The sequence below is a fragment of the Acinetobacter lwoffii genome, assembly GCF_049367455.1.
Classification (GTDB): domain Bacteria; phylum Pseudomonadota; class Gammaproteobacteria; order Pseudomonadales; family Moraxellaceae; genus Acinetobacter; species Acinetobacter lwoffii_W.
In genome coordinates, this window is the sequence record NZ_JBMPXW010000004.1 from 19852 (window position 1) to 32156 (window position 12305).

The window sequence follows — 12305 nt, forward strand, 5'->3', positions numbered from 1 at the left end:
TTTCCTTATTTAGAATTAACTTGGTCTGAAAACGCCTGATAAACGTCATCAATATCTGAATTTTCTATAGATCCGTTTTGACCTTCATCTGCTGCAACTAGATTTTCCGCTTGTTCTGGTTCATCGACTGCAACCAGATTTTCCATTTCTGCAATCATGGCCAAAGGATCTGATTCATCTGCTGCAACTAGATTTTCCACTTGTTCTGGTTCATCGACTGCAACCAGATTTTCCATTTCTGCAATCATGGCCAAAGGATCTGATTCATCTGCTGCAACTAGATTTTCCACTTGTTCTGGTTCATCGACTGCAACCAGATTTTCCATTTCTGCAATCATGGCCAGAGGTTCTGATTCATCTGCTGCAACTAGATTTTCCGCTTGTTCTGGTTCATCGACTGCAACCAGATTTTCCATTTCTGCAATCATGGCCAGAGGATCTGATTCATCTGCTGCAACTAGATTTTCCGCTTGTTCTGGTTCATCGACTGCAACCAGATTTTCCATTTCGTCATGACTAAATTCAGTGTCATCAACTGCAATAAGGTTTTCCGTTTGTTCTGGTTCATCTACTGCAACTAGGTTTTCTATTGGATTTTCAGCACTAGCTTCCACCTGGCTAAAGAAGTCATCGACAATATTTTGCGCTTCAGTATCTTCTTCCCATTCAACAGCCCCAAAGAATTGATCGACCACTTGTAGACATTCTTCAGGTTGTGGATTTTCAGGATCTTCAAAAACTGTTTTATCTAACTTAAATTCAGGGATAACTAAGCTAGAAATATCTATCTGTTCAGCCTGTTCTACTGTAGTAATTTCAGTTATACGTTTTTCAATTTTTGCCTTATGCAGCTTTACGTCTAAATCAGGAATAGGAATTGAAAGTTCCAGATCCTCAAAGGCAATTTTTTCTAATTGCTTGTGAGTTGGAAAACCTTTAATTGCTTTCATGCTAGGAGAAACGGACTTTAGGCGATCCACAAAAGCACTGTCATTAAAATACTTAGCCTTTTCACACATGATAGGTTTTGTATTTTCCATAAAGATAATTTCTTTATCTTGCGACAATTCTTTTAACTCTTGAGGGAGCATTAAAGCTCGTCTTTGATCTGATTCATTTTCTGAATTAGAGCCACCTTGCCCCCATGCCATAGAACGGCTTTGGCCTTTAGATTTTGCTTTAAAAGTGAAATAGCCAAGCATTTCACTATATTCATTAGCATCTCGTTGTTCTCTAGGCGGGTAAACGATCTGCAAAGCATGGTTAGTTACAAGCCCCCTAGTTTGAGTTTTATAAACGTCCTCTAACTGGCCAATAGACTGAATAATTGTTAATAAACGAATGTTATAACCCGCAATAAATGAGTTAGCGTCTGCAATTTTCGCGACTTTACCGACAGCCGTTGCTTCATCATTCACGACTAGGCACTGGTATTTCAAAGATGAATCTTGTTGTGGCAGTGTTTTTAGATTCACATCAATTAAGAGTGAATAGAACAAATTGATTAAGTTCTTAGCATCCCCTAAGCGGTTAGGTTGAACACCAAAATAAATAGACATTCTTTGTCTGCGTACATCTTCAAGTTTAAAGTCACTTGATGAAGTTGCAGCGTCCACAATCGGGTTCGCAAAAATCGTTAAAGGTGAGGTAAAAGTAGAAATGATGTTACCGAGCGTATTGTCTGGTGAACTTAAAAAACGGTTTAAAGCATCTAGGCAAGTATCACTAAGCGGTTTATCACTTTGCGCTCTTTCATCAATAATAGATCTAATATGATCCTGAATTGGCTTACCTTTACCTGAACTCTGTCTTAAAACCTCGCCCATAGTTACAGGCAGATCTTCAGTTTCAAATAGATATAGGGCTAGGCCAAGAAATAAGTTATTAGCATTGTCATTCCAGAAATCGGTTTTAGCATCACCAGTCACAGGGTAGAAACTTCGACCAATAGCAAGAATTTCACCTACTCTAAAATTTTCGTCATGACTAACGGTATCAAATGGATTCCATTTGTGAGATTTTAGATCTTCAGAAAATGGGCTGAATAGATAAACTTTCTGGCCATTCTTGGCACGAAATTTAGAAGTTAATAGGAAGTTTTCAAGCTTCAAATCCAGTACAACTACACTATCCGAATAGTTTAGAAGGTTAGGAATAACAATCGCTACACCTTTACCGCTTCGTGTCGGAGCAGCCAGAAGTACAAATTGCTGACCGCCAAGCATTAAATATTTATTATGATATTTCCCTACTAAAATTCCCTTATTTCCCATCAATCCAGATTTCTGAATTTCTTTTGTTGTGGCAAATCTGGCATCACCGTGTAACGACTGTTTTTTATTAAACAGACTAGCAATGACTAAAGCAGGGAGAACAAAAGTGATAAATAGTGCAGCGATCAAGGCACCTTGCAGCTTTTTCTTTTGTGCAGGTACATTGTGTGCATATAAATCCCAATAATACCCCCACGTTGTCAGATTCACTTCAGGAAATGGATTGGTCTTATTAGCTAAGTAATAAAGAACACCGGCCAGATATTTAGTAATAAAGAAACCAACGACCGCTAAAAAAATTGCAAGGAGTAGGATCAGGATCTTTTTATTCACGCCCTATCCCCTACAATAATTTCAGCATCACCAAATTGAGCCTTAACTTTAGAAACAGGATCAAATTTGATTTCAGAAATAAAGCGTTCTTTACCTACTAAATTGCTTTCATCATCATAAATTTTCTTCACTTCAACATGAACAATAATATCAATGGTTAAAGCAACTAATTCCTTTAGTGTAGTGGCATCATAGATATTTGCTTGTTCATGTTCTTTGCACATAAAAACGTAGCGATCATAAGCCAGTGAACAGCTTTCAGCGTGATAACTTGTAATTGAGCCACTGTGACCAGTTGTAAGCAATTTCAGAAAGTCAAAAGCTTCTCCACCACGTAATTCAGCAAGTAATACACGGTCTGGCTTCATACGCATATTACTAGCGATCAGATCAGATGGAGTTACCTTAGCTTTACCTTGACCACCTTTAGAATAAAGTAGGTGAACCTTGTTTTCATGTGGAACAAAAAGTTCACGTACATCTTCAATAGTGACAAGACGTTCATCTTTAGGAATGTACTGACAAATTGCCTTCATGAAAGTGGTTTTACCAGAACCAGTATCACCAACAACTGCAATATTTTTCTTACATTGAACAGCGAATTTAAAAAATCCCTCAAGATCTTTGTTTTCTAAAAACTGGACTAGCTTAATATCTTCAGTACGTAATACAGGTTTAAACTGCTCAAACTCTTTAGATTTCCCATATCTGAAGTGGTCAAAAAAGCCTTGATCTTTATATTCCTGAAATGATCGGTTTGACTCGTCAGGAATACGGATTGTCATTGATACCGTTCCATTTTCAATGGCTGGCGGTAGAACAATCTGAATACGCTCTCCATCAGGCAATTGAGCAGATAATATAGGGTTTTCTTGGCCAATCCGTTGATTGGTATAGGTAGCAATAACATTAGCTAAAGCTGTTATTTGCGCCATTTCCAGATTTATAGAATGCTTTTCCCATCCTTTATTAGATTCCGTCCAAACTTCGTTAGGTGCGTTAATTGCAATTTCAGTCACCCCTTTAGTTTTTAAGAATTTTTCTAATGGAAGTAATAGCTGTCTAACCATTACATCCTTGCTTAAAACATTATTTTGCGCGGAGTTCATACACACCTCTGAAATCAATATCTTTGGCCACGTAAATTGAAGCTACATCACCCTGATTTTTATAAATTGTTGGCTTGATATTGATTGTTTCATTCAACACTGTTTCAGCCATTGATTTACCCATGTCTGAAGTGTTTTGAAGCATATAAGGAGTGCTATTGTTCCCGCCTGTTTCTTTAGAAATACCGTAAGCAATAGCGTCTTGAACTAAAGAAAGCATAAACGCTGCACCGATACGTGCGCCCCAACGGTTATCTACTCGACCACTTAAACCACCTGTTCCTAAATGGTCTGCTGCGGGAGAATCAATATCGACAATAACACCATGTGGAGTTTTTAAGCGTGACCAGATGATACCTAAACGTCTTTGCCCTTGTGCTGCAATACTTTTGTATTCTCCAATGACTTCAGATCCCGCTTCAGCAAGGACTACACGACCATTATCAGAATAAACAGGTTGTGGAAGGACACATGAAGCCATACCGCCAATTTCTGAAACGACTTTAACTGACAGGTTGCAACGGATTACACGACCTTTAGCAATTAAGTAATTTCGATCCCCAATAAACCTAGCCTGGACTTTATTAGAGGAATGATTAGCCATGTTAGTTGTAGCTTGTTGTGGCTGATGCTGCTGCATAGGTTCATCATCATCATGGGCTAAAGACATCAAACCAGATCCAGAGAAATTACCAGAACGGCTATTACTATTCTGATCCTGTTCAAACTGTTTCATCATGCCTGTTACTTGGTTATAAGCTGCTTGATGATTCATGCTTGACGGTTGGCCAACCGCCCCGCCTTGTTGTGAAGGATTGACAAAAATCCCGCCACCGTAACGGCTTCCATTGTTTAAAGGTACATATTGAGCTTGTTGTTGTGGCTGTGGCTGAATTACTACAGGCTGTTGATTTGCTGCTTGTTGTTCAACTACTGGCGCAGCTTCAGGCTGTCTTAAAATCTGCTGACCATTTTGGCATTGAAAAACCAACATGCCGTTATAAGTTAAAGCATTGCCGTTATTGTCTGTTAGCTGTCTAGGAATACTTTGATCCTGACAGGCATCTAGGCTTTGAAATTGAGCATTTTGACCTGCATCCATTGGCACAGGATCAGTATTAGTAAAATCCCTTCTTTTAGCTGAAGCATCTAGGCTTGGATCTATCTGATTTTCTTTTAATTGGGCTGCTTCTTCAGCATCACTACTATCTGAAAAGAAGTTATAGGCAAAGACCGCTATAACAGTAAAAAGTACCGCCATAACTGCAATAAACGCTATTTTTTTACCTTTTCCATCTTCCTGATCCCCACGTTCATTGACAGAAACAATGCCATTTTCTGATTCGTTAAATTCTTCATCAGGAGCTTGTTGATCATCTAATGGTTTTTGATCATTAATATTCATTAGTTCATATCCCCAGTAATGACACGTTTAACACCCTCTACAGTAGTGCCATCTTGAGGAGCAACACCGACAGGATCATAAGATTCATTGAAAATGCTCACTACGCCTTTTCCTTGACGTAAAACAAATTTTTTAGCTAGAGCTTCAACAATCAAAAGTTTTGGATCTTCTTTACTGATATGGAAATTAACTTTTTCTTCCCCTTCCGTACCTTCAATAAATACGACTGGAATATCAGTATTTCCTTTAAATCGCATATAGGTAAAACGACCGTCATCAAATAGCATTTCTGGAACAAAGTGCTTCCCTTTGCTGTTTGCAGCTTGACGATAATTCCAGTTTTTAGGGATAGGCGCAGCATTAGCTAAACGATGCTGTAAAACCAAAAATTCAGTAAGTTGGCTTTCTTCTTTTAATTGTGCTGCATAAGCGTTATAGCGTTGAGCTTCTTCCTGTTTACGTTTTTCTTCTTCTTGTGGATATTTAAAGACAACACGATACATCGGTTTTTCTTTGGCATTATTTAGAACTTGAAAATCAAAACTATAATCACGCTTATTAGTGCGTAACTCTAAGTTATTCCGAGTAGCCTTATCCTTTGGCTTCACCCATACTAAATTTGATCCAGTATCCGCAAAAATACACCAATTGGTGTCATCCTTTTCACAGTCTGAAGGGTATCCAGTAGCAGCACCACGCTCTAAAATTCTTTCACCTTCACCTAATACAATGCGGGTTACAGTGCCTTTTTTGACAGTAATTCGATAAACATCATTAGGAACATAATTGATTGTTCTAATACGTGAATCGGTAGGCATAGCTTTAGGCGTAATTGCTGCATAAGAGATCCCATGCACCGCCAAACCCAAAGCAAGAATTAATTTTTTCATGTAATGATCCTTTACATTCCTTGTTGAGCTTGTGGCTGAACAGCAGCCCCGCCTTGTTGAGCTTGTGGCTGAACAACAGCCCCGCCTTGTTGAATCGGAACATAGACTTGCTGACTAGGTTCAACAACCGCAGCTTGCGCTACAGGTCTGTTAGGAGATAGTTCAGGATCGACACGATAGCCCACGACCTTAAAGCCGAATGGGTTTTTAATTAGATCTTTTTCTACCAGTTTATTTAGATTGTTCGGAGCATATTCATATCGAATACTTGCAATATAATATTGTGGCTGTTCATCACGATTAGCTTCGACTGAATGCAAAGTCTTAGTGAAGCGGACACTAGCGGTAAAACCTGTTTCATCCTGATTAGTCTGGACAGAAATCACATCAACTTTTAATTCATATTTTTTGCCGTATTTTTTATCTCTTGCGCTATCACCTTCATAGAGTGAAGCAAAGTCATTACCGACCTGATTACTACTCATAGTCATGACTAAATCATAATCTGGCTGTAATAACGGATAGAAATAACTCTCACGGGCGGTTACATAACGAGTAATGTTATTTTTATCAATTAATTCTTGTTTGCCTTTCACTTGCTGATCATCAACAACGCCCACGTATTCAACATTTCCTTGAGCTTTATCTACTGTGAAAACAACAGGTACAGTCTGGCGCATTGGAGCTAATGTCACTAAGCCAATGGCTTCTAAGACGGCCACGCCCACCGCTACTTTTGCAATAGTCCAAGCTTTACGTTCTGACTTAGCTCGCATCGCAATAAGATCTGCTTCCCAATCCATAGCTTTTTCATAGCTTTTAGCTTCTTCAGCAGCAGATACTTTTTTAAGTTTGTTCATGATAGACCCGATAGACCCTATTAGAGTTATTTCTCTAAGTATGCCAAAAAATATAAAAATCGTAAACCAAAATAATATATTTTGGTTTTATTAATTCAATGTTTTCTGAAAAATTGCAAAAAAAATACCCATTTCAAAAGAAATGGGCTTTTTTTTAAAAGTTTAGTTACCAGAGTAGCCGTCAAGAATGTTGCCTTTTTGGGCAGCACGTTTTAATCGGCCTTCAATTTCAAGCTGTTGTGCTGCATCTTTTTGAGCTTGCGCTTGCGCCTGCATCAAAGCAATTCGGTTTGCATCATTAGCAACTTGTGACTGTTCCGCTTGAATCCTAGCCTGTAACTCAGCGATAGCTTTAGCATCAGTAGTGTTATTGATCTGTTTACGCAGATTATCAATCTGCTCAGTACGCAGATCCGCAACGCCTAACGCTTGCTGATTTAAAGCCTGTGTTTGTGCATTGTTATTTAATGCAGCTTGACAGGCTTTATAGTTCTGGCCAGTTCTAGAAGCACAGTCATAAACCATTGTGGCATCACGAATGTTCCTAGCTGCTGAAGTCATACCATTGACACCGCCTTGTTGGATGCCTTTATAAATGTCAGCAACATCACTTGGAATCACGTCTTTAAGATATGGATTATTGACAGCATCACCGAAACCACGAATACCAGTAATGGAATCGTATTGCTGTTTTGCCTGTTGGATCTGGTTCACCATCTGATTGTATTGCTCACCCCAAGCCACCATATTTTGAACAGCTTGAACAAGGTTAGCACCGTCAATGACAGGAATACCTGTAGCATTGGCTTGACCACTAATAAACAAAGATGAACCTAAACCCAAAGCTAACAATTGTTTTTTCATTAGAAAAATTCCTATTTGTTTCTTTTGAGGTTAGAGAGTGTGTGTCGTTGATATAACGGCTTAGATCCTCCTGTATTCGAGCTATTGGAATTATTAGAGCTGCTAGAATTCCCTTGAACACTTCCCCCAGTGGTAGGAGTAGCTGAAGCACTATCAGATTTTGAATTATTACCGCCACGACCTTTAGTAATTGCTTGAGCTACAGCACGACCGACACCTTGAACACCCGCCCCACCTGTTATGGCTGAAGCCATCGTTGGAATGTTCCACATGATCACTACAATAGTTCCCGCAACAATACAGAGGGAAACTACAGAAGTAAGAATGTCGCCCGCATCAAAGTTATTAGTGATTTGCGTACACATGCCTGAAACGAAAGCAAAGAGCATACTGATAATTGCTGTGATAAAGCCTATGGTGAAAACATAGCTCAATGTTTGAGAAAGCCAACTTTCAAAATATTTTTGTGTAGCAGGGAACATTGCACACAGAATGAATATGGGACCAACGCCTAAACAAAGTTGCAGACTGATTTTTGCCAGTAAATATAGGCCAGTACCAATGAAGAACAATAGGAATTGAGCGACAGCAACAACAGCAGCAGATAAATACAAGCCAATATCAGGGAAAACGCCAGAAGCTGATTCAGCTTCCTCACCTAATTTTTGGATTAATTCACCCCACGGAACGCTCACTTGATCCAGTAAAGCACCTAACGAAGATTCACCACCTGGACTAACAATTTGAATTAAACCTATGGCTAGTCCGTTAATGGCTTCAACAACAAAGGACTGATAAACCCCTGCACTTAAAGCAATCCCACCCACAAAAGCGATCTTAAAAAACTTCCATAAAGCGGTATAAATGGAATCTTCTTGTGCACCAGTCGCAATATTGTAGCCAATGATCAGGATATAAATTGTTGCAGCAGTCAAAGCTATAGGAACAATTGCAGAAGCGATATTACTACTAACACCTGTCACGTAACTTGCTAATAGAGAATCAATTTTTGTTTCTAATGTAGTAATAATTGCCATTGCAATCCCCTATGAATCCTTAATTATTTTGAATCTGGGTTATATCCATCGAGGATATTTCCCGATCCTTTTTTAGTTTCTGGTTTTACTGATTTTTGAGGTGCAGAAGGATCATATTCATCAAGAATATTACCCTTTTGGGATGCTCTAGCCTTGCGCTGCTTCAGTTCCTCTTGCTGTTCAGCAGTTAAATCTTGAGGTTTTAATTGTTGTGCAGCCTTCACTTCTTCTTTTAACTGCTTAACCTGTTCCTTATCATCAGAACATGCAGTTGTTAAAGTAGAAATAACCAACAAACTTGATAGTGCTAAAAACTTAGTCATGACTAAGCAACTCCTTTTTCTGAAATTAATTTTTTACGTTCTGCGATCCGTTGTAAGAAAAGTTCGCCCCAATCGTTAGGATCTTCACCAACTTCATTCATGAGATTTTCGAGAAGTTCTACATTGTCCTTAGAGCCTGAAATAATCTGTAAAACGTCACGCATTTCGCCTAGATCCATTTTGCAGAGTGCGGAACGGCTACCCTGCTTAACTAAGAACATGCGTGAGTTTTCTTCTAGCTCTCTAATAATTTCAAATTCTTGCGGAGTGACCTTAAAGCCGTTTACATAGTCATCGTAATCAGCACGAGGATTAGGTAAAAAGATTTGAGTAACGCTTTGTTCAACCATTGTTTTACCAATGTCAGAATCTAAAACGTCACTTGGGGATTGCGTCATAAAGACACCTAGACCATTCAATTTACGAATAGTTTTCTGCTTATCTTTGGCAAAATCTTTGAAATATTCATCTGTTAATGGCTTCCAAAACTCGTCCATCCAGTAAATAAACGGACTACCATCAATCAATGAATCTGTGATGTGTAATAGATAAGCCATGATTGGTGTACGGACTTCTGGATCATCTAAAAATTCCGTGTAGTCATAACCAAAGATTGGCATTTTTGCTTTAGAAAAGTCTTGAGTATCGTATGGATTATCAAAGACCCAAGATAAATTTCCGTCATGATCAGCAGTGTTACACCATTTAGCTAAACGATCCTGAAGCGAATCCCCCCCGCCATTTACTTTCAGATTCATATATAAAGCTGAAAGTCTGCGGAGTTCTAACGGCATATCATCACGCATAATGGTACGAACAGCCTGACTGATTTCCAGATCTTCGGCAGCATTACGAACACCACCTACCAGAATTTTTACAAGCTTTTCTACAAACTGAATATTTGTTTCAGTCGGTGGTAGCTGCAACGGATTAAAGCCAGTTGGTACACCACGCTCTAAGGCATAGTATTGACCCCCAATCCGTCTAATCCCAATTTCTGCGCCCCTATCTTTATCAAAGAAAACACCCTTCAGATTTTTATACTTACAAGCAAACATCATCATGGCCATGACTAGGGTTGTTTTACCCACACCAGTTGTTCCAATGACACACGTATTACCTGGCATCTTGTCATCTGTAGAATCTTGCTTATCTGGGCTAACATGATGATTAAAGTAAAATGGTTGGCCACTTGGAGTTTTAAATAAAGCTAGTGCTTCACCCCAAGGATTGCCGTCACGTTTACCTCTTGCGAAGTTATGGAAAGGGCTTAAAGCAGAAAAATTTAGGCTTGTGAGATATGCTTCTCTTGGACGCATATTAAAGTTACCCGCTAATTGCGAGAACCATGCACATTCAGGAACAGTATCAATTACAGCCATTTTGAATCCTGCTTCATCTGATAAAGCAGTTCTGGCACTCGAAACATTCAGAGCAACTTGATTTGGTGAATCACCAAAAATCGCAAGCGTATAGTGATATTCGCCTAACTGGAAATTCCCGCTATTAGCTTCACTCATAGCCAGATCAATATCACGAATCTCTTGATCTGAAACGTCCTCTACAGAATTTAGCTGTCCTTTAATTGTTTTTAATTTATCTACAGCATCACGCTTGCCATAAACCGTGAAACTTTGAGTTTCAATGTATTCATAGTTTCCATACAGGATGGAATTGCACATTCCTGATTCTGATAAACGTGGAAATTCTTGAATATCCAGAAAGCCTACATATTTTTGAGCTTCAGGATGTTTGATCTGTAAATAGCCGTTTTTGTCACCAAAGAACAAGCGACTACTTGGAATATATTGATCAAGATTAGCTTGTCTTAAAGGGATTTCTTCCCAAACTCCATTAGTTAAGAAACCAAGCAGATTACACATTTCGGAGTAGACAAAACCTTTCTTGGTATAGGTCGCCAGACGTTCTGGATTGTAGTGATATAGACTTGCTTCAACCTGTTTGGCTACATCATCCAAAATATCGAGATCCCGCTTAATCTGCTTTTTCAGGGCTACTGGATCACGACTAGCTTTACTCTTAAAAATCTTTGTTAATCTGGAAATTTCAGGACGATAAAGAATTGTTAAATACAATTCAGTAGCCATCTGTTTATTCTTTTCACCCTGAAACTGCTGATAATATCTTTCATTAAAATCAGCAATAAAATCATTTTCATAAACGCCATTTAGACGTTCATTAACTCCCCTACGAATCTTATGCGTCCAAACAGCAAAGTGACCGCCACCTAAAGCACGATAAAAATTATTTAATCCTTCTTTACGGATTCTAATAATATCGGCTTCAACTGTTTCAAACGAAATGCCTTCTAATTTCCATGTAGCAATGTATTCACCATTTTTAAGCTTAATAACATTGTTGGAAACATGATTACCAAACGGCAGATAGTCTGAAATTGCGACTTCAGCATTTGCGCTATCTTTAACTTGCTGTTTTGAACGCATGATATTGTTATTTCCTTTTCTTTAATTTAAGTGGCGAAAATGAGATTGCTCCCCATTTTTGATGGTTCTGGATCTGTTTCCCTCTTATGCGCCACCGCATCAATACTTGCTTTAATCGTTGGTCATCTACTTTTGTTATTGCCCGCATCCAGAAGTAAATAGGCACATAAATAGCTGCTATAAATAAAGTCACATAGGCACTAAGTAGATAAAAAGACCAACCCGCTAAAAGAATTGCTACCCCCGTCACCAACAAAAAAGGCAACATTGGAACGCCAAAAAGCATGGCAGGACGAGTGCAACCCCTGAAAATTGGATCAGAAAAATTCGACATTAGTTAATCAGCCAAGCAGCGATACCCGCAGCACCACCTACCAAAATCCCCCCGATAACGATGTTAGAAATGTCTGACCACTTCGCTTGTTGCCAAGCCAATTTAAAGCCAGCCCACATGATAGTGATGGTAAATACAGTTACAGCCACACCCGCTAAGACTGACTGAACATTAGCCATAACCGTATTAACTTTTGAGATTTGAGCAAAAGCAGGGCTTGAGATTAACGTCATGAACAACATCAATACGCTTGCTTTGATACCAGTCGTTTTAGTCGTTGTTATTTGCGTTTGATTTGCTTTCATTATTTTCTCCAAGTGAAGCAATTAAGACCTAGCGCATTAAGTACCAAGAACAATATTTTTGGAAAATCAAATATTGTTCATTGGTACTGTATATTTAATATATTACA

The 12305-nt window shown here is 38.7% G+C and carries 11 protein-coding genes; all 11 read right to left on the minus strand.

Going from position 1 to position 12305, the window contains the following annotated elements; genetic code table 11:
• Positions 1 to 5: 5 nt before the first annotated feature.
• On the minus strand, positions 6 to 2606 hold the full coding sequence (locus ACO1B7_RS14990; protein ID WP_138742609.1) for a type IV secretory system conjugative DNA transfer family protein: 2601 nt from the start codon (positions 2604 to 2606) through the stop codon (positions 6 to 8).
• Positions 2603 to 3715, minus strand: coding sequence for a P-type DNA transfer ATPase VirB11 (virB11, locus tag ACO1B7_RS14995; RefSeq protein ID WP_126562259.1), 1113 nt, complete (start codon positions 3713 to 3715; stop codon positions 2603 to 2605). The genes ACO1B7_RS14990 and virB11 overlap by 4 nt, the downstream gene beginning before the upstream one ends.
• On the minus strand, positions 3696 to 5120 hold the full coding sequence (gene virB10 / locus ACO1B7_RS15000) for a type IV secretion system protein VirB10 (protein WP_126562258.1): 1425 nt from the start codon (positions 5118 to 5120) through the stop codon (positions 3696 to 3698). Before virB10 ends, virB11 begins: the two co-directional genes overlap by 20 nt.
• Positions 5120 to 6010: a TrbG/VirB9 family P-type conjugative transfer protein gene (locus ACO1B7_RS15005; protein ID WP_015060252.1), complete on the minus strand. Its 891-nt coding sequence runs from the start codon at positions 6008 to 6010 to the stop codon at positions 5120 to 5122. The genes virB10 and ACO1B7_RS15005 overlap by 1 nt, the downstream gene beginning before the upstream one ends.
• Positions 6011 to 6021: 11 nt before the next feature.
• The gene (locus ACO1B7_RS15010) at positions 6022 to 6870 is read right to left on the minus strand and encodes a VirB8 family type IV secretion system protein (protein ID WP_053142621.1); all 849 of its coding nucleotides are present in this window, start codon (positions 6868 to 6870) and stop codon (positions 6022 to 6024) included.
• Between the two features lie 162 nt (positions 6871 to 7032).
• Positions 7033 to 7734, minus strand: a complete 702-nt coding sequence (virB5, locus tag ACO1B7_RS15015; RefSeq protein ID WP_004644764.1) for a P-type DNA transfer protein VirB5 — start codon at positions 7732 to 7734, stop codon at positions 7033 to 7035.
• Between the two features lie 11 nt (positions 7735 to 7745).
• Positions 7746 to 8771: a TrbL/VirB6 family protein gene (locus tag ACO1B7_RS15020; protein ID WP_026444410.1), complete on the minus strand. Its 1026-nt coding sequence runs from the start codon at positions 8769 to 8771 to the stop codon at positions 7746 to 7748.
• A 23-nt stretch (positions 8772 to 8794) separates the two neighbouring features.
• Positions 8795 to 9094, minus strand: coding sequence for a hypothetical protein (locus tag ACO1B7_RS15025; RefSeq protein WP_026444411.1), 300 nt, complete (start codon positions 9092 to 9094; stop codon positions 8795 to 8797).
• Positions 9095 to 9096: 2 nt separating this feature from the next.
• Entirely contained in the window at positions 9097 to 11559 is a 2463-nt protein-coding gene (locus ACO1B7_RS15030; RefSeq protein WP_111034398.1) for a VirB4 family type IV secretion/conjugal transfer ATPase, read from the minus strand.
• A 7-nt stretch (positions 11560 to 11566) separates the two neighbouring features.
• A complete protein-coding gene (locus ACO1B7_RS15035) occupies positions 11567 to 11893 on the minus strand; it encodes a VirB3 family type IV secretion system protein (protein WP_005407440.1) in 327 nt (108 codons plus the stop codon).
• Complete coding sequence (locus ACO1B7_RS15040; RefSeq protein ID WP_004644768.1) at positions 11893 to 12198, minus strand: TrbC/VirB2 family protein; 306 nt, start codon at positions 12196 to 12198, stop codon at positions 11893 to 11895. Before ACO1B7_RS15040 ends, ACO1B7_RS15035 begins: the two co-directional genes overlap by 1 nt.
• Positions 12199 to 12305: the final 107 nt, after the last annotated feature.

What these genes read in the sequence shown, in the direction of transcription:
- ACO1B7_RS15010 (WP_053142621.1), bottom strand. Translation starts at nt 6,870, where the DNA reads ATGAACAAACTTAAAAAAGTATCTGCTGCTGAAGAAGCTAAAAGCTAT.
- virB11 (WP_126562259.1), bottom strand. Translation starts at nt 3,715, where the DNA reads ATGAACTCCGCGCAAAATAATGTTTTAAGCAAGGATGTAATGGTTAGA.
- ACO1B7_RS15030 (WP_111034398.1), bottom strand. Translation starts at nt 11,559, where the DNA reads ATGCGTTCAAAACAGCAAGTTAAAGATAGCGCAAATGCTGAAGTCGCA.
- ACO1B7_RS15035 (WP_005407440.1), bottom strand. Translation starts at nt 11,893, where the DNA reads ATGTCGAATTTTTCTGATCCAATTTTCAGGGGTTGCACTCGTCCTGCC.
- ACO1B7_RS15040 (WP_004644768.1), bottom strand. Translation starts at nt 12,198, where the DNA reads ATGAAAGCAAATCAAACGCAAATAACAACGACTAAAACGACTGGTATC.
- virB5 (WP_004644764.1), bottom strand. Translation starts at nt 7,734, where the DNA reads ATGAAAAAACAATTGTTAGCTTTGGGTTTAGGTTCATCTTTGTTTATT.
- ACO1B7_RS15025 (WP_026444411.1), bottom strand. Translation starts at nt 9,094, where the DNA reads ATGACTAAGTTTTTAGCACTATCAAGTTTGTTGGTTATTTCTACTTTA.
- virB10 (WP_126562258.1), bottom strand. Translation starts at nt 5,120, where the DNA reads ATGAATATTAATGATCAAAAACCATTAGATGATCAACAAGCTCCTGAT.
- ACO1B7_RS15020 (WP_026444410.1), bottom strand. Translation starts at nt 8,771, where the DNA reads ATGGCAATTATTACTACATTAGAAACAAAAATTGATTCTCTATTAGCA.
- ACO1B7_RS15005 (WP_015060252.1), bottom strand. Translation starts at nt 6,010, where the DNA reads ATGAAAAAATTAATTCTTGCTTTGGGTTTGGCGGTGCATGGGATCTCT.